The sequence below is a fragment of the Cupriavidus sp. 05N38 genome (assembly GCF_056397345.1).
Map to the genome: position 1 here is coordinate 1 of NZ_JBFTNF010000072.1, position 21,329 is coordinate 21,329.

The following is a 21,329-nucleotide window of genomic DNA, read 5'->3' on the forward strand; positions in this document are numbered from 1 at the left end:
GGGCGCGGTGGCTCCCGCGCGGGAGTACCCGCCGACACCCGCGCCCCGGTCCACCGGGCGCGGTGGCTCCCGCGCGGGAGTACCCGCCGACACCCGCGCCCCGGTCCACCACGCCCACCACGAAACCAAGAGGGTGCTATGTCGTGGTCGCTTAAGCCGGTAACGGCAGATGGCCGGACAGGCAGTGTGCTCGCCATCATAGGTCTGACCCCGAAACCAACACCGCTAGCAAGATCGTGGCCGCCCGCACCGGTAACGGCAGGATGCCAGCAGAACCACGGTCCCCACGACGAAACCACCGACAACCAGCAACCCCAATGTTTCTGCCCCTTGATTTTGACGTCGAATTTGAAGTCGAAGTTGACTTTAAAGTTGAAGTTGACTTTAAAAAGGCCTTTGACTTTTAAGTTAAAACCTCAAAGCCATTTCCCCCTCATATCACCCCCTTCCCCCRCAACCCCTCGATCCGCTCCGCCGACATCCCCAAAATATCGCCAAGCACACTATCCGTATGCTCGCCCAGCCGCGGCGCAGCCGCGTCGTAGCGCACCGGCGTGGCCGACAGCCGCAGCGGGCTTTTCACCGTGGGACATACGCCGCCATCGCTGCGCACCATGTCGACCTGCAGTTCGCGGTACCTGACCTGCGGGTCTTCCAGCACCTGGGCGTAGTCGTTGATGGGGCCGCACGGAATGCCTTCGCGCTCCAGCGCTTCCACCCAGTGCGCGGTGCCGCGCGTGCGCATATGCGCTTCGAGCAGGGGCACCAGCACGGCGCGGTTGACGATGCGCCCCGGCCCCGTGACGAAGCGTTCGTCCTGTGCCAGGTCCGGGCGCGCCACGCCGCGGCAGTATCCCTGCCACTGGCCGTCATTGCCGGCTGCCACGATCATGTAGCCGTCGGCGGTGGCGAACACGTGGTACGGCACCATGTTGGCGTGCGCATTGCCGAAGCGGCCCGGCACCTTGCCGGTGACGCGCTGGGAGATGATGGGCGTGGCGCCCACCGCCACCACGGCGTCGAGCAGCGCCATGTCGATGCGCTGGCCTTCGCCGGTACGCTCGGCGTGGCGCAGTGCGGCCAGAACCGCCACGGTGGCGTACATGCCGGTGAACATGTCCACCACCGCCACACCGACCTTCTGCGGACCGCCGCCGGGCAGGTCGTCGCGCTCGCCGGTGATGCTCATCAGGCCGCCGATGCCCTGGAAGATGAAGTCGTAGCCGGGCTTGTGCGCGCTCGGGCCTTCCTGGCCATAGCCGGTGATGGAGCAGTAGACCAGCGCCGGGTTGATCGCCTTGAGGCTCTCGTAGTCCAGGCCGTAGCGCTTGAGGTCGCCGACCTTGTAGTTCTCGAGCACGATATGCGACTTGGCGGCCAGTTCGCGCACGATGGCCTGCCCTTCTGGGCTGGCGATATCGAGCGTGACCGAGCGCTTGCCGCGGTTCGCGCCGGCGTAATAGGTAGCGTCGCGCGAGGGCTTGCCGTCGCCATCGGGCAGCCAGGGCGGGCCCCAGGAGCGGGTGTCGTCGCCCACACCGGGGCGCTCCACCTTGATCACCTCGGCACCGAGGTCGGCCAGGTTCTGCGCGCACCACGGCCCGGCCAGGATGCGGGACAGGTCCAGCACGCGCACGCCGTCGAGCGCGCTTTTCATTGCGCCTTTCATTGCGTCGTTCATCGCGTCCTTCATCGGGGTCGTGCTCATGCGCGGACCTCCGCTACGCCATGGCTGAGCACGGTGACGTCGCGCGCCTGGATGCGCGCGTCGAACAGCACGCGGTGCGCGCCATCGCGCTCGCCGTCGCGCCACATGCGCACCTCCAGCGTCTCGCCGGGGAAGACCGGGCGCGAGAAACGCACGCCGAGTTCGAGCAGGCGGTCGCCGTCGCCGCCGGCGAAGGTGTCCACCAGCGCGCGGGCGGCCACGCCGTACGTGCACAGTCCATGCAGGATCGGCTTGTCGAAGCCGGCCGCGCGCGCCACTTGGGGATCTGCATGCAGCGGGTTGGGGTCTGCGTTGAGGCGGTACAGCAGGGCCGCCTGCGGCAGGATCGCCAGGCTGTGCACCGCGTCGGGCGCGCGCGCCGGCGCGGCCGGCAGCGCCTCGGGCGCGGCATCGCCCTGGCCGAAGCCGCCGTCGGCGCGGCAGAAGGTGGTGTGCGTGACCGTGGCCAGCTCCGCGCCGCTGGCGTCATCGACCAGCGTGCGCTCCACGATCACCAGCGCGCCCTTGTCGGCGCCCTTGTCGATCACGTGGCTGACGCGGGCACGCGCCCGCACCGTGCCCGAAGGCGGCAGCGGACGATGCAGGCGCAGGCGCTGCTCGCCGTGCACGATGCGCACCCAGTCGATGCCGCTCTTCGGGTCCTGCATCCAGAAGCCGGGGTAGGCCAGCACCACGGCCTGCGTCGGGAAAGCCTTGAGCTGCGCCTCGTAGACGTAGCGCAGCTGGCGCGGATCGGTCGGCTGTTCGCCCAGGCCGAGGCCCAGCGCGTACAGGATGGAGTCCTTCTCGCCGTAGGTCTGCACGACCTCCGGGAAGTCCCAATGCTTGATGCGGTTGTAGTCGAGCGGCATGGCTTCAGATCGGGTCCCAGTTGATCACGTCGGGCGAGCGTTCGAGCTTGAAGAAGCTGCCGCGCATGGCGGGGATGGCGATCTCGGCGATCGATTCCGGGGTCCAGCCCTCGCTCATGTGCACCGAGCGCACCGGACGCGGCTGGCTCATCAGGATGATCTCGTTGGCGCGCACGGCGAAGATCTGCGCGTTGACTTCATGCGCGGCATCGCTGGCGAGGAAGGCCGCCATCGGCGCGACCTTGTTGGCCTCCATCTTCTGCAGCTTGGCCACGCGCGCCTTTTCTTCCGGCGTCTCGGACGGGATCGAGCTGGTCATGCGGCTCCACGCGAACGGCGCGATGCAGTTCGAGCGCACATTGAAGCGCGCCATGTCCAGCGCGATCGACTTGGACAGCGCGGCGATGCCGAGCTTGGCCGCCGAGTAGTTGGCCTGGCCGAGGTTGCCGATCAGCCCCGAGGTGGAGGTCATGTGGACATAGGCACCGCTTTCCTGGTCCTTGAAGTGATTGGCGGCGGCGCGGCTGACGAAGAAGGTGCCGTTGAGGTGCACGTCGATCACCGAGCGCCATTCTTCCTCGTTCATCTTGAAGAACATGCGGTCGCGCAGGTTGCCGGCGTTGTTGACCACGGCATCGATGCGGCCGAAGCTGTCCAGTGCGCATTGCACGATGGCGTTGGCGCCCTGCCAGCTCGACACGCTGTCGGTATTGGCCACGGCGGTGCCGCCGGCCGCGCGGATCTCGTCGACCACGCGCTGCGCGGGGCCGGCGTCGCCGCCTTCGCCGGTAAGCGACACGCCGATGTCGTTGACCACCACCTTCGCGCCCGCCTTGGCCAGTTCCAGCGCGACGCCGCGCCCGATGCCGCCACCCGCGCCGGTCACCAGCGCTACCTTGCCTGCCATCAATCCACTCATGCTTTCTACTCCTGTCTACACGTTACATACGATCATTCGAAAATTCGCGGGCGCGCGCCCTCACTCGAGCCGCGCGCCGGATTCCTTCACTACCTTGCTCCAGCGCGTGATCTCCGCATCGATATGCGCACCCAGCGCGGCGGGCGTGGAGCCCACCGGCTCGTAGCCGTTGGCGGCGAGATTGGCGCGCAGGTCGGGCTGGGTCAGCACCGAGGCGATTTCCTTGCTGAGGCGATCGACGATGGCCGGCGGCGTGCCGGCCGGCGCCAGTACCGCGTACCAGCCGTTGATGTCGAAGCCGGGCACGCCGGCTTCGTTCAGCGTGGGTACCTCCGGCGCCAGCGTGGCGCGCTTGCCGCTGGTCACGGCCAGCGCGTGCAGCCGGCCGCTGCGGATATGCGGCATCGAGGTGGAAATGCTGTCGAAGGTCAGCATCACCTCGCCGGCCAACATGGCGTTGACGACCTGGGCGCTGCCCTTGTACGGCACATGGGTCATCTTCACGCCGGCCTGGCTGTCGAACAGTTCGCCGGCCAGGTGACCGGTATTGCCGTTGCCGGCCGAGGCAAAGGTCAGCTTGCCGGGCTCGGCCCTGGCCTGCGCGATCAGCTCGGGCACCGTCTTCGCCTTCAGCGACGGGCTGCCGGCCAGGATCAGCGGCAGGTTGGCCACCAGCGAGACCGGCGCGAAATCCTTGCGGGTGTCGTACGGCAGCTTGGGGTAGAGGCTGGCATTGATGGCATGCGCGGCCAGCACCACGATCAGCGTGTTGCCGTCGGGCTTGGCGCGCGCCAGTTGCTGGGTGGCGATGGTGCCGCCCGCGCCGGGCCGGTAGTCGAGCACCACCGGCTGGCCCAGCCGCTCCTGCAGCTTGGCCGCCACCGGGCGCGCCAGCAGGTCGGCGCTGCCGCCCGGCGGGTAAGGGATCAGCAACTGGATCGGCTTGCTGGGCCAGGTATCGGCCAGCGCCGCTGCGCTGGCGCACAGCAGGCCTGCCGTCAGCGGCGCGGCCAGCGCGGCAAGGAGCCACGATCTGCGGGGGCGTGCCGGTAGTGCTTCCATGCCTTGTCTCCTGGATCTGCCTTGTTCTGGCGGGTTCTGTGTGGTTCCGTGTGGTTCCGTGCGGTTCCGCGTGCTTCTGTCCTGCGCCTGCCTGCCCGTGCGAACGCACGGCATTGCGCGCCTCACTGCAGGGGGATGCCGGTGTCCTTGACCACCTTTGCCCAGCGCTGGCGCTCCGCATTGATGAAATTGCCGAAGTGCTCGGGCGTGTCGCCGCCCGGCACGCCGCCGAGTTCGGCCAGGCGTGTCTTGATCTCGGGCTCGGCCAGGATGGCGGCCACCGTCTTCTGCAGGCGCGACACCACCGCCGGCGGCGTGCCGGCCGGCGCCACCAGGCCGAACCATGCGGTGACCTGGAAATCGTCGAGCCCGGCTTCCTTCATGGTGGGCACGTCGGGCAGCTCGGCCACGCGCGTGGCGCTGGTCACGGCCAGCGCGCGCAGCTTGCCGGACTGGATCTGCGGCAGCGAGCTGGGCAGGTTGTCCACCATCATGGTCACCTGCCCGGCGACCAGGTCGGCCACGGCGGGGGCGGCACCCTTGTACGGCACGTGGATAATGTCGATGCCAGTGCGCTTCTTGAACAGCTCGCCCGACAGGTGCACCGACTGCCCGGTGCCCGACGAGGCAAAGGACAGCTTGCCCGGCTCCGCCTTGGCCAGCGCCACCAGCTCGGCCACCGAGCGCGCCGGCACCTTGGCGTTGACCACCAGCACATTGGGCACCGACACCACCATGGTCACCGGCGCGAAATCCTCGGCACGGTAGGGAAGTTGCCGGTACAGGCCGTAGTTGATGGCATTGGGCCCGATATTGCCCATCATCAGCGTGTAGCCGTCGGGGGCGGACTGGCGCAGCGCCTGCACGCCGATGATGCCGGCGCCGCCGGCGCGGTTATCCACCACCACCGGCTGGCCGAGCACTTCGCCCAGCCGCTTGCCCACCAGGCGCGAAGCGATATCGGTCGTGCCGCCCGCCGCCGCGGGCACGATCAGGCGCACCGGCTTGTCGGGGTAGGCGGCAAAGGCGCTGGCCGCCGGGCCCGCCGCGAAGCCAAGTACGGTGGCCGTGGCCGCCAGCATGCGGGCGCTGTAGCGCAAGGTATCCATATGTCTCCTCCTGGGTGGCCCCGCGGCGGCGCGCGGGACTATCCGGTAACCGCCCGCGCAATACGGGCGATCCGGCCATTTTGGTTCTATTGCCACGCCGAATACGATAAATTGACGGCGGAGACATGGCTATTCACGATTCACAAAAGAGGCCTTTGGCCCAGCAAAACACAATGCATTACGACCTGACCGACCTGCGCCTCTTCCTCAACGTCGGCGAAACCGAGAATCTGACCCGCGCCGCCGAGCGCAGCTTTCTCTCGCTGCCCGCCGCCAGCACGCGCATCAAGCAGCTCGAAGAAGCCTTCCAGACCCAGTTGCTGATCCGCCAGGTCAAGGGCGTGCGCCTGACCCCGGCCGGCGACGCGCTGCTGTCTCACGCGCGCGAGGTGTTCCGCGAGCTCGAATGCCTGCACGCGGACCTGCGCCCCTACGCCAAGGGGGTCAAGGGCCGCGTGCGACTGCTGGCCAACACCACCGCCACCAACTCCTTCCTGGCCACGGCGCTGTCGCGCTTCCTGGCGGAGAACCCGGACGTGGATATCGAGCTCGAAGAACAGCTCTCGCAAGCCATCGTCTCCTCGATCGGCGCGGGCGCGGCCGATCTCGGCATCGTGGCCGGCGAAGTCGCCACCAACGACCTGGAAGTGATGCAGTTGTGCAGCGACGAGCTGATCGTGATCGCGCCGGTCAATCACCCGCTGCCGCAGTTCACCCGCCTGCGTTTCGCCGACCTGCTCGATACCTGCCGCTTCGTCGGGCTCAACCAGTTCAGCGCCATCCAGTCCTTCCTGGACCGCATCGCCAGTGGCATGGGCAAGCGCATCAGCCTGCGCATCCAGCTCGGCAGTTTCGACGCGGTGTGCCGCATGGTGGAAGCCGGCGCGGGCATCGCCATCGTGCCCAACAGCTGCGCGCGGCGCTATGCCAGCCGCAAGGTGCTGCGCTTTATCCCGCTGGAGGATGAATGGGCCAAGCGCGACCTGCGGCTGGTGCGCCGCCCCGGGCGCGAGCTGCCGCAGTTCGCCGAGACCCTGGTGCAGTATCTGAAGGACGCGGCGCAGGAGCCGGTGTAAGGGATCGCGCCCCCGGTCGTTCCGGCGCCGCGTTCACGAGGCGCGCGGCCGCCCGCGCAGCAGGCCTCAAGCCCCCGTCATCAGAGCGTCAGCCTCAGCCTTCCCGTCAGCGCCCCCGGCAACAGACTCGAATCGGTCTGCCGCTCGCCATACGTGCCGCTCGACACGCGCAACTGGCGCTCGCGGGTGAGCGCTTCGAGATGGTCCCCCAGGAATCCGTAGATGCTGTCGTCGAAGCGCATCGTGCCCAGCGGCGCCTGGATGCGGCCGTCTTCCACCCAAAAGGTGGCGAAGCGGGTCATGCCGGTCATGCGCCCGGCCGGCGCGTCTGACCAGTTGAGATACCAGAGATTGCCGATATAGAGCCCGGTGCCGAGCGCGGCCAGCGCATCGGCCTGCGCCAGCGTGCCGGCCCCGAGCGCGAGCGCATGCGGCGCCTCGCCGGCATCCGCGCAATTGACCTCCAGGCCGTACTCGCGCGCACTGCGCGGGTAGACCAGCCGCGCCCCCGGCAGGCCGGCGCGCACCAGCGCGGCGTCGCTGCGCGGAATGCCCTCGGGGCCGAAGGCCGGGGCCAGCGCGCCGCTGGCGCGCTCGTCCATGTCGACCATCCCGCTCAGCTGCGCCGCCCCGTCGTAGAGGCGCTGCAACGGGCTTTCTTTCTGCGCCAGCGAGCGCGCGGAAAAACCGCCCCAGCTCAGCATGCCCAGCACTTCGTCCAGCGCCGCGGGCGCCAGGTAAGCGCGGTAGTCGCCAGGGGCAAGCGTGCGTGCCGGCTTGCCGAGGTGCTCCAGCTGGGCGCGCGCCGCGGCGAAGCGGCCGGCGAATTCATCGTCGTCCCAGCGGTTGCCGGCATAGTCGGCCTTGACCGCCTGGCCGTTGGCGTGGAACAGGCTCCAGTCGAAGTGAAAGGCCTGCGCGGCGTGCCAGCCGAAGGCGCCGAAGCTGCTGGCGAAGCCGCGGTAGAGGGGACCGGCGGCGTAGATGCCGACCAGGTCCAGCCCGCGCGCCGCCTCGTCGATCCGGGCCAGCACATGGCCCGTGTCCGGCGGCGCGGCCTCGTCGGCGAAGCTGCGCTGCCAGGGCTCGCGCTCCAGCGTCAGGTAGGGATCGGGCTGCAACTGGGCGAGCGCTTCGCGCAACTGGCGCAGGCCCTCGGCCAGGCGCGCGCGGTCGGCCGCCGGATCGCCGGATAGCGCGATCCAGCTCTTGGCGTGGCGCTCGTCGCGGATCAGCCGCAGGCACGCGGTGGCCTGCGTCACGCGCCCGGCCTGGCGCACCTTTGCCCGGTTGAAGCGGATGAATTCCGAGGACTCCGCGCTGTACCACAGCGTGAACGCCTCGCCCGGCGCCAGCGCGGCGCGCATGTCGTCGGCCAGCGCCGCGAACATGGATTGCGGGGATTGCACCTCTCTCATCACGCGGCTCCCCCGAAGACTTCGACCTGCCGGAACACGCAGGCCGGCGAGGCATGCCCCACTCGCACGATCTGGTTGGGCTCGCCCTTGCCGCAATATGGCGTGCCGTGGACCTCGAAGGTGCCGGCATCGCCGACCGCGGCGAGGCTGCGCCAGAAATTGGCCGAGACGCCGCGGTAGTTGGGATTCTTGACCACGCCCCTGAGCTCGCCGTCCTCGATCAGGCGGCCCCACTCGCAACCGAACTGGAACTTGTTGCGCGCGTCGTCGATGGACCAGGAGCGGTTGGTGGCCATCAGCACGCCGCGCTCGATGCCGCCCACCAGCTGGGCCAGCGTACGGTCGCCGGGTTCGAGGTTGAGATTGGCCATGCGGTCGATGGGCGGGCGGTTCCAGCCGCTGGCGCGGCTGTTGGCCACGCCCGGCAGGCCGCTGCGGAACTGCGAGAGCGCGCCGCCCAGCGGGCGCTGCAGGATGCCGTCGCGAATCAGGAAAGCCTTGCTTGCCGGCTGGCCGTCGTCGTCGTGCCCGTAGCTGCCCAGCTCCTCCGGAATGCCCGGATCGAAGCTGATGTTGAGCAGCGGCGAGCCGTACTGGTAATGGCCGAAGTCCTCCAGCCTGATAAAGCTGGTGCCGGCGTAGTTGCGCTCGTCACCGAGAATGCGGTCCAGCTCCAGCGGGTGGCCGACCGATTCGTGGATCTGCAGCATCATCTGGTCAGGCATCAGCAGCAGGTCGGTGAGACCGGTGGGGGCATTGGGCGCCAGCAGCAACTGCAGGGCCTCGTCCGCCACGCGTGGCGCGGCACCGGCAAAGCCGAGCCGCCCGACCACCTCGAAGCCGCCCTGCTGGCCGCTGCCGAAGCCGCCGAAGGTGCGCGTCTGGCTGTCGCTGCCGTCGAAGGCGGTTACGCTGATGCCGGGATAGACGAAGCGCTGTGCCTGCCATTGCTCGGCACCGGCGCTGTTCAGATAGAGCTGCTCCTGGAACTGGTGCGAGAGGTAGGCCACGTGGTTGACGATGCGCGCGTCCGCGGGCACGCCGGCACTCACCTCGGCCAGCAGCGCGAAGCGTTCGGCCAGGCCGGGAAAGGCGCCGTCCGCGCCCGGCGACGCGTAGCGCGCGCTGCCTTGCGGCGCCGGCAGGCCGCGCATGTCCACCAGCCCGTGCGCGGCGATGCGCTGCGCCAGCTCGCCCGCGCTGTCGAGCGCCCGCTGCAGGCCGGCAGCGCTGATATCGCTGGTGGCGGCATACGCCTCCACGCCGCCCAGGCGCACCGTCAGCATCGCGCCCACGTCGCGCGTCAGCGAAGGCGGCTCGGCCACGCCGCGCCGCAGCGTGCAAACCTCGCCGCTCTCCCGGATCAGGCGCAGCGAGTGAAACTCGGCGCGGGTGGCAAGGCCGGCGAAATCCTGCCTGACGCGTTCGAACACGATGGGCTCCTGGAGAACGATTGCGGGAACAGGCGGCAAGCGGTGCCGGCAATGCGCGCGCAATACGCACCCTGCCTTGCCACCAGCCTCGCCGCCCCGCAGCGGATCTTACCGCGCCGCCACGCCCGCCGCCGCCAGGTTCAGTCCGCCTGCACGCCCGCCGCCTTGATGATCGGCGACCATTTCTCGATCTCGGCCTGCAGCCAGGTGCGCAGGCCTTCCGGCGTCTGCTTGTCCTCGGGCACGATCTCCGCGCCCAGATCAGCCAGGCGGGCGGCCACCGCGGGGTCCCTGAGACCGGCGCGCAGCGCCACGTTGAGCCGGTCGATCACGGCCGGCGGCGTGCCGCGTGGCGCGTAGACGCCGTGCCAGACCTTGACCTCGAAGCCCTTGAGTCCGCCTTCGGCGAGCGTGGGCGCGCCCGGCAGCGACTTGATGCGCTGGGTGGTGGTCACGCCGTAGAGCTTGACCTTGTCGGCCTTGATATGCGGCAGGGTCTGGGTAGTCTGGTCGCACAGGATGTCGACCTGGCCGCCCAGCAAGGCCGTCATCGCGGGTGCCGTGCCCTGGCAGGGAATGGCGGTCAGGTCCACGCCGATGGCCTTCTGGAACAGCATCCCGCACAACTGCGAGACCGCGCCCAGGCCGGCATTGGCCAGGTTGAGCTTGCCCTGGTTCTGGCGGATGTAGGCCACCAGATCAGGCATGGTCTTGGGCGGCAGGTCGTGGCGGCCCAGCAGGGTCATCGGTACGTCGGCCACCTGCCCGACGAAACTGAAATCCGTCAGCGGCTTGTAGGACAGCTTGCTGTATAGCGCCGGCGCGGTGGCCATGCCGTTGTGATGGATCAGGATGGTGTAGCCGTCCGGCGCGGCCTTGGCCACGTAGGCGGCGGAGACGGTGCCACCGGCGCCGAGCCGGTTTTCCACCACCACGCTCTGGCCCAGGTTCTTCGACATCGCCGCCGCCAGCGTGCGCGCCACCACGTCGGTCGGGCCGCCCGCGGCGAACGGTACCACCATCGTGACCGGCCTGGCGGGATAGGCGTCGGCGGCGCGCGCTCCGGACGGCAGCGCCAGTGCCGCCGCCGTGCCCAGCGCGGCGAGCGCCATCCAGCGCCAGGGCGCCTGCCCGGCTGTCCTTGCTTGCCTGCCGCCGGTCTGCTGCCTTTGTCGCGACCCCTGCGCCTTGTAGCTTGCCATTGTCTCTGCCTCCATCGTGTTGAGGTATCCGGCCGGTCCTTCCGGCGCGTTCGCGGACTGGTCGTCCTTCGCCGCGCCGGTCCGGGGACGGCCGCGCCGGCCTTTCTTGTTTGTGCAGCAAGCGTGGCGGCAAAGCGGCGCAACGGCAATACGGATTTCCCTAAGGGTGGGCAAGGCCGCCCGGAAGGGAGCCGGAGTCTCTGGATGTGGCAGCAAGCGCGCCGCGAGGGGTGGTGCCGGCGCCTCTCCAGTCCCGGTCGCCGCCCCGGTCCGGTCCCGCGCCGATGCCGCACCGCTTTGCGCGCTCCCCGCCGGGCGCGCTTCCGGGGGCGCTAAGCCGCTCTTTCGCAAATCCGAATTTCGGCGCGGGAGGGGCTCGGGAATAATGGCCGCAAGCTAAATCCAATAACGGGGCCTTTTTCATGTTCGCAGAGCAGACGCACGACCAGCCGTATCCCGATATCCGTGAAGCCGTGCGTGCGCTATGCACGGGTTTCGATTCCGCCTACTGGCAGCGCGTGGAAGAACAGAACGCCTTCCCGGAAGAATTCGTGCAGGCGCTGACCAAGGCCGGCTGGCTGTCGGCCCTGATTCCCGAGGAATTCGGCGGCTCCGGCCTGCCGCTGACCGCGGCCTCCGTGATCATGGAGGAAATCAACCGCAATGGCGGCAATTCCGGCGCCTGCCACGGCCAGATGTACGTGATGGGCTGCCTCTTGCGCCACGGCTCGGAAGCGCAGAAGCAGCGCTGGCTGCCCGGCATCGCCTCGGGCGAGCTGCGCATGCAGTCGATGGCCGTGACCGAGCCGACCACCGGCACCGACACCACCAAGCTCAAGACCACCGCCGAGAAGAAGGGCGACCGCTACGTCATCAACGGCCAGAAGGTGTGGATCTCGCGCGTGCAGCACTCCGACCTGATGCTGCTGCTGGCGCGCACCACGCCGCTGGACCAGGTCAAGCGCAAGTCCGAGGGCCTGTCGGTGTTCGTGGTGGACCTGCGTGAAGCCATCGGCAAGGGGCTGACCGTGCGCCCCATCCGCAATATGGTCAACCACGAGACCAACGAGCTGTTCTTCGACAACCTGGAGATCCCGGCCGAGAACCTGATCGGCGAGGAAGGCAAGGGGCTCAAGTACATCCTCGACGGCCTCAACGCCGAGCGCATCCTGATCGCCGCCGAGTGCATCGGCGACGGCTACTGGTTCATCGAGCGCGCCAGCAACTATGCGCGCGACCGCATCGTGTTCGACCGCCCGATCGGCCAGAACCAGGGCGTGCAGTTCCCGATCGCGCGCGCCTACGTCAACGTGGAGGCCGCCAGCCTGATGCGCTACAAGGCAGCTGCCCTGTTCGACGCCGGCAAGGCCTGCGGCAAGGAAGCCAATATCTCCAAGCTGCTGGCCGCCGATGCCTCCTGGGAAGCGGCCAACGTCTGCCTGCAGACCCACGGCGGCTTCGGCTTTGCCGCCGAGTACGACATCGAGCGCAAGTTCCGCGAAACCCGCCTGTACCAGGTCGCGCCGATCTCGACCAACCTGATCCTGTCCTATGTGGCCGAGCACGTGCTCGAGCTGCCGCGTTCGTTCTGAGGGCCGCGCACATGTTCGCATCGCACCCGGGCATCCGCCCGCTCGACGGCATCCGCGTGGTCTCGCTCGAGCACGCCGTGGCCGCGCCCTTCGCCACGCGCCAGCTGGCCGATCTCGGCGCACGCGTGATCAAGGTGGAGCGCCCCGGCGTGGGCGATTTCGCGCGCGGCTACGACGAGACCGTCAACGGCCAGGCCTCGCACTTCGTCTGGCTCAACCGCGGCAAGGAAAGCCTCACGCTCGATCTCAAGGACGAGGAAGCGCAGACCGTGCTGCACCGCTTGCTGGCCGACGCCGACGTGCTGGTGCAGAATCTCGCCCCCGGCGCCGCCGCGCGCATGGGGCTGGATTTCGATACGCTGCATGCCCGCTACGACAAGCTGATCGTGTGCGACATCTCCGGCTACGGCGATGCCGGCCCCTACCGCGACAAGAAAGCCTACGACCTGCTGATCCAGGCCGCGGCCGGCCTGATCGGCATCACCGGCAGCGCCGACGAACCCTCGCGCGCCGGCATCTCCATCGCCGACATCGCGGCCGGCATGTACGCCTACACCGGCATCCTCTCCGCGCTGCTGCAGCGCGGGTGCACCGGCACCGGCCTGCGCGTGGAGGTCACCATGCTCGAAGCGCTGACCGAGTGGATGAACTACGCGCTGTACTTCGGCCACTACGGCGGCAAGGCGCCGGCCCGCTTCGGTGCCTCGCATCCGGCCATCGCGCCCTACGGCGTGCATCGCACCGGCGACGGCGGCAGCGTGATCTTCGGCCTGCAGAACGAACGCGAATGGCAGGCCTTCTGCGAAAAGGTGCTGGGCCAGCCCGAACTGCTCAAGGACGCGCGCTTCTCCTCCAACTCGGGGCGCGTGAAGAACCGGGCCGAGCTGACCGCGCTGATCGAGACCCGCTTCGCGCCGATGACGGTGACGCAGGTGGAAGCGCTGCTCGACCAGGCGCAGATCGCCAACGCGCCGATGAACGATATCGAGGCCGTCTGGAATCATCCGCAGCTCGCCGCGCGCGGACGCTGGCGGGAAGTGAGCAGCCCGGGCGGGATGATCGGGGCGTTGTTGCCGCCGGCCAACCTGTCTGGCGTGGAGCCGGTGATGGGGGATGTGCCGGCGCTTGGCGCGCATAGTGGAGATATTCTTTCTGAGCTGGGGTATTCGGAGGGGAGGATTGCTGAATTGAGGGAGCGGAAGGTGGTTTGAATTTGGGTATGCGCGTGGAAGTCTGCTTGCGACTGTGGGCCTGGCGGCTTGGGCTTGGTAGCCCGTTCGCACACATGTAAGTGTCACTTTTCTTTTCTCGAAAAGAAAAGTAACCAAAAGAAAGCGATTCTTGCAGAAGGCTGGGCGCTCAGACTTCAGCTTTGATGGTGGTTTCGTGGTGGGGGCGTTGGCTTCGATCAGGCTGCTGACGCTACCGGCGCGGACCATGGCGACACCACTGGAGGTGTCCGATTCGCGGCGCCGCTGCATGATGGCGGTGGCCCGGGTGATTCAAGCTGCTGCCGCGACCGGCGCGAATGGACACGTCATAGAGGCGGCACTGGTTTCGTGGTGGGTGCGGTGGCTCCCGTGTGAGAGTACCGCAGACACCAGCCGCCCACCACGAAAACACGAGGGTCCTATGTCGTGGCCGCCCGAGCCGGAAACGGCAGAATTCCAGCACAACCACGAACCCCACGACGAAACCGACAGCCTCCGCAACCCTGTTCGGCTCTGCCCCTGCCGGCCAGGCAGTCCGCTTTCTTTGCCTACTTTCTTTTCGGAAAAAAGAAGGCAGGTCGCTCCGGGGGAGCGAAAGCCTTTGACTTTGAAGTTGACTTTGAATTTGAAGCCCTTGACTTTGAAGCACCAGCCTCCACCAGAAGCTGCGAGCCCCAAGCGAGGAACTGCAGGACAAACGAACCAGAGCAAGAAGATGACCCAGCAATCCGACACGAACAATTATCCGACCCGCCAGCTCTGCGACTTCCTGGCCCGCTTCACCCTGGCCGACGTGCCGGCGGAGGTCGTGGAAAAGACCAAGGACCTCTTCCTCGACTGGATCGCCTCTGCGATCGCCGGCAAGGATGCGCCCGCGGTGCGCAAGCTGCAGGAGTTCGTCGCGGCGATGGGCCCGCAGCAGGGCCCGTCCGAGGTCTTCGTGGACCGCCGCCGCACCTCGCCGTACTTTGCCGCGCTGATCAACGGCGCGTCTTCGCACGTGGTGGAGCAGGACGACGTGCATAACGGCTCCGTGCTGCACCCGGCCGCGGTGGTGTTCCCGGCGGTGATCGCCGCCGCGCAGGCGGAGGGCAAGAGCGGCGCGGACGTGCTGCTGGCGTCCATCGCCGGCTACGAGGCCGGCATCCGCATTGGCGAATTCATGGGCCGCTCGCACTACCGCGTGTTCCATACCACCGGCACGGTGGGCACGCTGGCGGCGGCCGCGGCGGTGGCCAAGCTCTACGGCATGGACGCCGAAGGCATCAACCAGGCACTGGGTTCGGCCGGCACGCAAGCCGCCGGCCTGTGGGAATTCCTGCGCGACGCGGCGGATTCCAAGCAGTTGCACACGGCCAAGGCCGCGGCGGACGGGCTGATGTCGGCCTGGATCGCGCGCGCTGGCTTCACCGGCGCGAAGCGCATCCTGGAAGGCGCGCAGGGCATGGCGGCGGGCATGTCGAGCGATGCCAACCCGGCGGCGCTCACCGATGGCCTGGGCACGCGCTGGGCCACCGCCGAGACCTCGTTCAAGTTCTTCGCCTCGTGCCGCCACACGCACCCGGCGGCCGACGCGCTCAAGGCGCTGATGCTGCGCGACCAGGTCCGCGCGGACCAGATCGCCGCCGTGACCGCGCATGTGCACCAGGGCGCGATCGACGTGCTCGGCCCGGTCACCGATCCCAGGACCATCCACCAGGCCAAGTTCTCGATGGGCACGGTGCTTGGGCTGGTCGCGGTGCACGCGCACGCCGGCCTCGGCGAGTTCGAGGACCATGCGCTGCAGGATGCGCAGGTGGCGGCCTTCCGCGACAAGGTGGAGATGGAACTCGACGACGAGATCAACGCCGCCTATCCGCGCCAGTGGATCGGCCGCGTCACCGTCAGGACCACCGACGGCCGCACGCTGGGCGCGCGCGTGGACGTGCCCAAGGGAGACCCCGGCAACACGCTGTCGCGTCCGGAACTGGAAGCCAAGGCGGTGCAGCTGGGCGCCTTCCGCCACGGCGGCAGCGAAGCCGAGATGCGCGCCATCATCGCCCGCGTATGGGCGCTGGAGAAACAGGCCAACGTCAACGACTGGCTGCCCGGCGCGCGCTAACGTTCGAGAGCCATCATGTCCACTGCATCCAACGCTTCCACCGCCATCACCTACCTGTTCGTGCCGGGCGACCGGCCCGAACGCTTCGACAAGGCCGCGGCGGCCGCGCCCGATGCGCTGATCCTCGATCTCGAGGATGCCGTGCACCCGGACGCCAAGCCCGCCGCGCGCACCGCCATCGCCGCCTGGCTGCTCGCGCGCGGCGCGCAGTCGCAGGCTTATGTGCGCATCAACGACACCAGTTCGCCGGCCTTCGCGGCCGACATGGACTGGCTGCGCGCGCTGCCGCCCGACGCGCCGCTGGCCGGCCTGCTGGTGCCCAAGGCCGAGGACGCGGTCGCGCTCGGCGAGATCGCCCAGGCGCTGGCCCAGGTCAATCCGCAGGGCCGCGTGGTGGCGATCATCGAAAGCGCGCGCGGCCTGCATGACATCGATGCGGTGGCCAGCGCGCCGGGCGTGTCGCGCCTGGCCTTCGGCTCGCTCGATTTCGCCGTGGACCTGGGCTGCGCCCACACCCGCGAGGCGCTGCTGATGGCGCGCTCGCGCATCGTGCTGGCCTCGCGCGTGGCCGGCCTGCCGCCGCCCGTGGACGGCGTCACCACCGCGCTCAAGGACGAAGCCGTGCTGGCCGACGACGTGGCCCACGCGCGCGCGCTGGGCTTTGCCGCCAAGCTGTGCATCCACCCGGCCCAGCTCGCCGCCGTGCGCACGGGCTTCCTGCCCACCGCGCAACAGCTCGACTGGGCGCAGCGCGTGCTGGCCGCCACCGCCGGCGGCAGCCATGCCGTGCAGGTCGACGGCAAGATGGTCGACCGCCCCGTTATCGAACAAGCCCGGCGCATCCTCGCGCTCGCCGGCCACCCCGAAGCCCAGCAAGCCAACCCGTCATGACCCAGCTCGAACACCTGCGTACCTGGATCGGCCGCAGTGAAAGCCGCACCGAGACCCTTGCTCCCGAACCCGTGACCGGGCTCGCCGCCACCCTCGACCTGGACGGCGACGCGCTCGTGCGCGGCCCGCTGCCGCCCCTGTGGCACTGGCTGTATTTCCTGCCGCGCGCGCCGCAGCGCGAGCTGGGCCAGGATGGCCATCCCGCGCTCGGCGGCTTCATGCCGCCGATGCCGCTGCCGCGCCGCATGTGGGCCGGCGGCGAACTCGAGTTCAAGCGCCCGCTACGCGTGGGCGATACCGTCACGCGCACCTCCACCGTGCGCAACGTGGAATACAAGACGGGCCGCAGCGGCGAGCTGTGGTTCGTCACCGTGGAGCACGTGCTGAGCGTCGACGGCGAAGTCGCGCTGAACGAGCGCCACGACCTGGTCTATCGCGCCATGCCCGAGCCCGGCGAGCCGCTGCCGCCGCGACCGCGCCTCGCGCACCAGGCAAAGTGGCAGCGCCAGCTGCACGCAGATCCGGTCATGCTGTTCCGCTTCTCGGCGCTCACCTTCAACGGCCATCGCATCCACTACGACCACGACTACGTGCGCGACGTGGAAGGCTATCCCGGCCTGGTGGTGCACGGCCCGCTGCAGGCCGTGCTCGCGCTCGACCTGGTGGCGCGCGAAATGCCGGCGGACAGGGTGCGCCGCTTCGGCTTCCGCGGGCTGGCGCCGCTGTTCGACCACGACACCGTGACGGTGGGCGGCGTGCCCGATGCGGCCACGCCGGGCAAGATCGTGCTCTGGACTGGCGACGATGCCGGCGGCCAGTCGATGGAGGCGTGGGCCGTGGTGGAGAACTGACGGACACGTGCTGTACAGGCAGGACGCCGGTACCCACGCAGAAAACAACAACGGGAGCTGGCGGGGAAAACAACAAAGGAGACTTCCCATGCACGCATTCCGCAGCGGCCGGCGCATCGCCTGCGCCGCCGTTCACGCCATCGTTGCCCTGTGCGGGGTCACCGCCGCGCAGGCGCAGCAGAGTCCCGGCTACCCCACCCGCCCGGTCACCCTGATCGTGCCCTACGCGCCGGGCGGCACCACCGACGTGGTGGTGCGCCGGTTCGCCGCGGCGCTGCAGAAATCGCTGGGCCAGAGCGTGGTGGTGGAAAACAAGCCCGGCGGGGCCGGCACCATGGGCGCGCTCGCGCTGCGCCAGGCCAGGCCGGATGGCTACACCTTGTCGATGATGCCGGTGACGGTGTTCCGCCAGCCCTTCATCCAGAAGACCGCCTTCGATCCGGCGCGCGATTTCACCTACCTGTCCCGCATCACCGGCTACACCTTCGGCGTGGTGGTGCGTGCCGACTCGCCATGGAAGAGCTGGCCTGATTTCCTTGCTGCCGCGCGGGCCCGCCCGGGCAACGTCAGCTACGGCTCGCCCGGCCAGTTCAGCTCGCCGCACATCACCATGATCGAGCTGACGACCAGGGAGAACCTCACGGTCAACCACGTGCCGTTCAAGGGCGATGCCGACTGCCTCAACTCACTCATGGGGAACCATGTACAGCTCTGCGCGGCAGGCAGTGCCGCCGGCACCCTGGTCGATGCCGGCAAGCTGCGCTGGCTCAACCTGTGGACCGCGCAACGCTCGCCACGCTGGCCGGACGCGCCCACGCTGCGCGAGCTCGGCTACGACATGGTCTCCAACTCGCCCTATGGCGTGGCCGGCCCGAAGGGAATGGACCCTCAGGTGGTGCGCATCCTGCAGGACGCGCTGCGCCGCGCGGCCGAAGACCCGCTGCACCTCGCCGCGCTCAAGCAGCAGGACCAGGACCTGATGTACCTGGACAGTGCCGGCTACACACGCTTTGCCATGCAGCAGATCGCGCAGGAAAAGGCGCTGGTCGAGCGACTTGGCATCAAGGCAGAATGACTATGCGCAGACACCCGACACAACCTCGTTGCGCAGCGACTGCGACAGCCCGGCCACTGCGCCGCAAATGCCTCGCCGCGCTCTGCGCGCTGGCAGCGCCGGCGCTTGGCCTGGCGCCGGCCGGCACCGCCTGGGGGCAGCAAGACTTCCCGACCCAGCCGTTGCGCCTGGTCGTGCCCTATGCCGCGGGCGGTCCCACCGACGCCTTCGCCCGCGTGCTCGCCGAGCATTGGGGGCAGAAGCTCGGCAAGCCGATGGTGGTGGAAAATCGTACCGGCGCGGGCACCGTGGTAGGCACGGACTATGTGGCGAAGGCCAGGCCGGATGGCTACACGGTGCTGCTGACCACGGTGGCGCACGCCGTCAACGACAGCATCGTGCCGCACCTGCCGTACCGCACCACGCGGGACTTCACGCCGGTGGGACTGGCCGCGAGGGCGCCCCTGGTGCTGCTGGTCACGCAGGCATTCCCGGCGCGCAACCTGGCGGAATTCGTCGCCTACGTGAAGCAGCATCCCGGCATGGTGAACTACGGCTCGGCCGGCAATGGCAGCGCGCCCCACCTTGCGTCCGTGCTGCTGGACCAGATGGCCGGCCTGCAAACCACCCACGTGCCCTATCGGGGCACGGGCCCGGCCATGACCGACCTGATCGGCGGCCAGATCGGCTACATGATCGACAGCGCCCCTACCGGCCTCGCCCAGGCCAAGGCCGGCACGGTGCGGCTGATCGCCACCACCATGAAGGCACGCCTGCCCCAGACCCCGGGCGTTCCGGCCGTGGCCGAAGCCGTGCCCGGCTACGAGGCCTACACATGGAATGGCGCCTTCGTCCCCGCCGGCACGCCGCCGGCGCGGGTGGAACAACTCAACCGCGCGCTGCGCGCGGCGCTGGCCGACCCGCAACTGCGCCAGCGCGCCTACGAGATGGGCCTGCTGCTTGAAGCCGACCCCAGCCCGCAAGCGCTCGCCGGGCACCTCGAAACGGAACTCGCCAAATGGCGCAAGGTGGCACAAGCCGCCCATATCCAGGAACCCTGAACCATGTCCATGAATCCCGGCGCGCGCGCCGATGCCGCTGCCAAAGGCACCGGCAGCACCAGCAGCACCAGCATCACCACCGACACGCCATTCGATCCGCGCAGCCACCGCATGTGCGAACAGCGCTACTTCGAGGACTTCGTCCCCGGCGAACGCTTCGTGCTGCCTTCGCGCACCATGACCGAGGCCCTCTTCGCAGCCTTCCAGCTCGCCAGCGGAGACAACCACCCGGTGCACTACGATGCCGAGTACTGCCGCGCGCACGGCATGCCGCACATGCTGGCGCACGGCTACCAGGTGCTGATCCAGACGGCGGCCGGCGCCGGCTTGTTTCCGCATATGGTGGAGGAGTCGCTCAAGGGCTTCATCGACCAGAGCAGCCGCTTCCTGCATCCCGTCTTCGTGGGGGATACCTTGTACAGCACGCTGGAGGTCGCCGAGCTGGCTCCCAACCGGAGCACCGGCGTGCTGACGCTGCGCTCCACCGTGCACAACCAGCATGGCGTGCTGGTGCTGGACGGCACGCAGCGCTATCTGTTGCGCAAGCGGGCGCCGGCGGGTTGATCGTGCCGGGTGGCGGGTAGCCGCCCACATGCTTGTTCCCTTCTCCCGCTTGCGGGAGCGGGGAGCCAAGGTTCGCCACCCTCGCCCCTTCGTCCCGTCCCCCTTTCTCCCCTTCTCCAATACGGGCCTTGTCGGCAAAAAAAAATCGCGGCCCGTGCGAGCCGCGATTTCTACCTGCGAAGCCTGCGCACTCAGCGCATCGTCATTCCACCTGGATCTTCGCCGTCTTGACCACGCCGCCCCACAAGGCCAGTTCCTTCTGGATGCGGTCGGCCAGCGGCTTGGGACCGGTGATGTTCAGGTCGTATCCGCCCTGCGTCATGCGCTGCTGGAACGCACGATCGTCACCGATCGCCTTCTGCGCCTTGACCAGCTTGTCCACCACGTCGGCGGGCAGCTTCTGCGGGCCCACCAGCGCGTACCAGCCGGTGAGATCGTAGTTCTTCATGCCGGACTCGATCATGGTTGGCACATTGGGCAGCGCGGCGTTGCGGCCCTTGGACGTCACCGCCAGCGCGCGCACCTTGCCGCCCTGGATGTGACCGATGGCGGTGCCGGTGATGTCGAACATGAAGGTCACCTTGCCACCGACCACGTCGGCCATGGCCGGCGAATTGCCCTTGTACGGCACGTGCAGCATCTTTACGCCGCCCATCTGCGCCAGCAGCTCGGCCGACAGGTGATTGGACGCGCCCACGCCGGCCGAGCCGAAGCTGACACCGTCCGGGTGCTTGCGCGCATAGTCCACCAGCTCGCCCACGTCCTTGGCGGGGAATTCCTTGTTGATCAGCAGGACGTTCGTGTAGTCGGTGATCAGGCCGATGTAGCTGAAGTCCTTGGTCGGGTTGAAGTTCACCGACTTCTGGATCAGCGGCGTCATGGTCATGGTGGGGCTGGCCACGAAGTACAGCGTATAGCCGTCCGGCGCCGCCCGGGCCGTCAGGTCGGCGGCGATGGCGCCGCTGGCGCCGGCGCGGTTGTCCACCACCACCGGCTGCTTGAGCGCGCGGCCCAGGTAATCGGCATAGATGCGCGCAGCGGTATCGACCGGGCCGCCAGGCGCGTAGCCCACGATCAGCTTCACCGGGCGCGCCGGGTAGGCGTCGGCCCATGCGGCGCCTTGCACCGCGGCCAGCAGCAGGCCGGCCATCATCCATCGTTTCATTTGCATCTCCTCCTTATTGTGTTTGTCGCCGGGCCGCGCC

At 68.6% G+C, this 21,329-nt stretch carries 18 protein-coding genes; 9 read left to right on the plus strand and 9 right to left on the minus strand.

The window, feature by feature from the left end:
• Nucleotides 1-433: 433 nt before the first annotated feature.
• The 5 genes from AC1DK4_RS34335 to AC1DK4_RS34355 form a co-directional block, all read right to left on the minus strand.
• The gene (locus AC1DK4_RS34335; RefSeq protein ID WP_477132073.1) at nucleotides 434-1,669 is read right to left on the minus strand and encodes a CaiB/BaiF CoA transferase family protein; all 1,236 of its coding nucleotides are present in this window, start codon (nucleotides 1,667-1,669) and stop codon (nucleotides 434-436) included.
• A gap of 35 nt (nucleotides 1,670-1,704) precedes the next feature.
• Nucleotides 1,705-2,580: a MaoC/PaaZ C-terminal domain-containing protein gene (locus AC1DK4_RS34340; RefSeq protein ID WP_441650069.1), complete on the minus strand. Its 876-nt coding sequence runs from the start codon at nucleotides 2,578-2,580 to the stop codon at nucleotides 1,705-1,707.
• Between the two features lie 4 nt (nucleotides 2,581-2,584).
• A complete protein-coding gene (locus AC1DK4_RS34345) occupies nucleotides 2,585-3,499 on the minus strand; it encodes an SDR family NAD(P)-dependent oxidoreductase (protein WP_477132069.1) in 915 nt (304 codons plus the stop codon).
• Between the two features lie 60 nt (nucleotides 3,500-3,559).
• Nucleotides 3,560-4,561 carry a tripartite tricarboxylate transporter substrate binding protein gene (locus AC1DK4_RS34350; RefSeq protein ID WP_441650068.1) on the minus strand — a complete coding sequence of 334 codons (1,002 nt, stop codon included), beginning with the start codon at nucleotides 4,559-4,561 and terminating at the stop codon, nucleotides 3,560-3,562.
• 122 nt (nucleotides 4,562-4,683) lie between these two features.
• Nucleotides 4,684-5,643 (minus strand): Bug family tripartite tricarboxylate transporter substrate binding protein, encoded by a 960-nt coding sequence (locus AC1DK4_RS34355; protein ID WP_441622275.1) that lies wholly within the window; start codon nucleotides 5,641-5,643, stop codon nucleotides 4,684-4,686.
• Nucleotides 5,644-5,843: 200 nt separating this feature from the next.
• Here AC1DK4_RS34355 and AC1DK4_RS34360 point away from each other — a divergent pair, with 200 nt between their 5' ends.
• A complete protein-coding gene (locus AC1DK4_RS34360) occupies nucleotides 5,844-6,746 on the plus strand; it encodes a LysR family transcriptional regulator (protein WP_441622227.1) in 903 nt (300 codons plus the stop codon).
• Between the two features lie 80 nt (nucleotides 6,747-6,826).
• Here the strand turns inward: AC1DK4_RS34360 and AC1DK4_RS34365 are convergent, their stop codons facing one another.
• The 3 genes from AC1DK4_RS34365 to AC1DK4_RS34375 all read right to left on the minus strand — a co-directional run bounded on the left by AC1DK4_RS34365 (nucleotide 6,827) and on the right by AC1DK4_RS34375 (nucleotide 10,709).
• Nucleotides 6,827-8,164 (minus strand): metallopeptidase TldD-related protein, encoded by a 1,338-nt coding sequence (locus tag AC1DK4_RS34365; RefSeq protein WP_477132070.1) that lies wholly within the window; start codon nucleotides 8,162-8,164, stop codon nucleotides 6,827-6,829.
• Nucleotides 8,164-9,600 carry a TldD/PmbA family protein gene (locus tag AC1DK4_RS34370; protein ID WP_441650077.1) on the minus strand — a complete coding sequence of 479 codons (1,437 nt, stop codon included), beginning with the start codon at nucleotides 9,598-9,600 and terminating at the stop codon, nucleotides 8,164-8,166. Before AC1DK4_RS34370 ends, AC1DK4_RS34365 begins: the two co-directional genes overlap by 1 nt.
• 137 nt (nucleotides 9,601-9,737) lie before the next feature.
• Nucleotides 9,738-10,709 carry a tripartite tricarboxylate transporter substrate-binding protein gene (locus AC1DK4_RS34375; RefSeq protein ID WP_441650076.1) on the minus strand — a complete coding sequence of 324 codons (972 nt, stop codon included), beginning with the start codon at nucleotides 10,707-10,709 and terminating at the stop codon, nucleotides 9,738-9,740.
• A gap of 512 nt (nucleotides 10,710-11,221) precedes the next feature.
• On the opposite strand from AC1DK4_RS34375, the gene AC1DK4_RS34380 reads away from it, so the two are divergent.
• From AC1DK4_RS34380 to AC1DK4_RS34415, 8 genes are all read left to right on the plus strand, one after another.
• The gene (locus AC1DK4_RS34380) at nucleotides 11,222-12,391 is read left to right on the plus strand and encodes an acyl-CoA dehydrogenase family protein (protein ID WP_441622223.1); all 1,170 of its coding nucleotides are present in this window, start codon (nucleotides 11,222-11,224) and stop codon (nucleotides 12,389-12,391) included.
• A gap of 11 nt (nucleotides 12,392-12,402) precedes the next feature.
• Nucleotides 12,403-13,602, plus strand: coding sequence for a CaiB/BaiF CoA transferase family protein (locus AC1DK4_RS34385; protein WP_477116881.1), 1,200 nt, complete (start codon nucleotides 12,403-12,405; stop codon nucleotides 13,600-13,602).
• Between the two features lie 715 nt (nucleotides 13,603-14,317).
• Nucleotides 14,318-15,703, plus strand: coding sequence for an MmgE/PrpD family protein (locus tag AC1DK4_RS34390; RefSeq protein ID WP_441650065.1), 1,386 nt, complete (start codon nucleotides 14,318-14,320; stop codon nucleotides 15,701-15,703).
• A 15-nt stretch (nucleotides 15,704-15,718) separates the two neighbouring features.
• Entirely contained in the window at nucleotides 15,719-16,594 is an 876-nt protein-coding gene (locus AC1DK4_RS34395) for an HpcH/HpaI aldolase/citrate lyase family protein (RefSeq protein ID WP_441650064.1), read from the plus strand.
• On the plus strand, nucleotides 16,591-17,445 hold the full coding sequence (locus AC1DK4_RS34400; RefSeq protein ID WP_441650063.1) for an HTD2 family dehydratase: 855 nt from the start codon (nucleotides 16,591-16,593) through the stop codon (nucleotides 17,443-17,445). The genes AC1DK4_RS34395 and AC1DK4_RS34400 overlap by 4 nt, the downstream gene beginning before the upstream one ends.
• Nucleotides 17,446-17,533: 88 nt before the next feature.
• The gene (locus AC1DK4_RS34405) at nucleotides 17,534-18,520 is read left to right on the plus strand and encodes a tripartite tricarboxylate transporter substrate binding protein (RefSeq protein WP_441650062.1); all 987 of its coding nucleotides are present in this window, start codon (nucleotides 17,534-17,536) and stop codon (nucleotides 18,518-18,520) included.
• The gene (locus tag AC1DK4_RS34410; protein WP_441650061.1) at nucleotides 18,517-19,560 is read left to right on the plus strand and encodes a tripartite tricarboxylate transporter substrate binding protein; all 1,044 of its coding nucleotides are present in this window, start codon (nucleotides 18,517-18,519) and stop codon (nucleotides 19,558-19,560) included. The genes AC1DK4_RS34405 and AC1DK4_RS34410 overlap by 4 nt, the downstream gene beginning before the upstream one ends.
• A gap of 111 nt (nucleotides 19,561-19,671) precedes the next feature.
• Nucleotides 19,672-20,124, plus strand: a complete 453-nt coding sequence (locus AC1DK4_RS34415) for a MaoC family dehydratase (protein ID WP_441622269.1) — start codon at nucleotides 19,672-19,674, stop codon at nucleotides 20,122-20,124.
• Between the two features lie 202 nt (nucleotides 20,125-20,326).
• Here AC1DK4_RS34415 and AC1DK4_RS34420 read toward each other — a convergent pair whose 3' ends face one another.
• Complete coding sequence (locus tag AC1DK4_RS34420; protein WP_441622209.1) at nucleotides 20,327-21,289, minus strand: Bug family tripartite tricarboxylate transporter substrate binding protein; 963 nt, start codon at nucleotides 21,287-21,289, stop codon at nucleotides 20,327-20,329.
• Nucleotides 21,290-21,329: the final 40 nt, after the last annotated feature.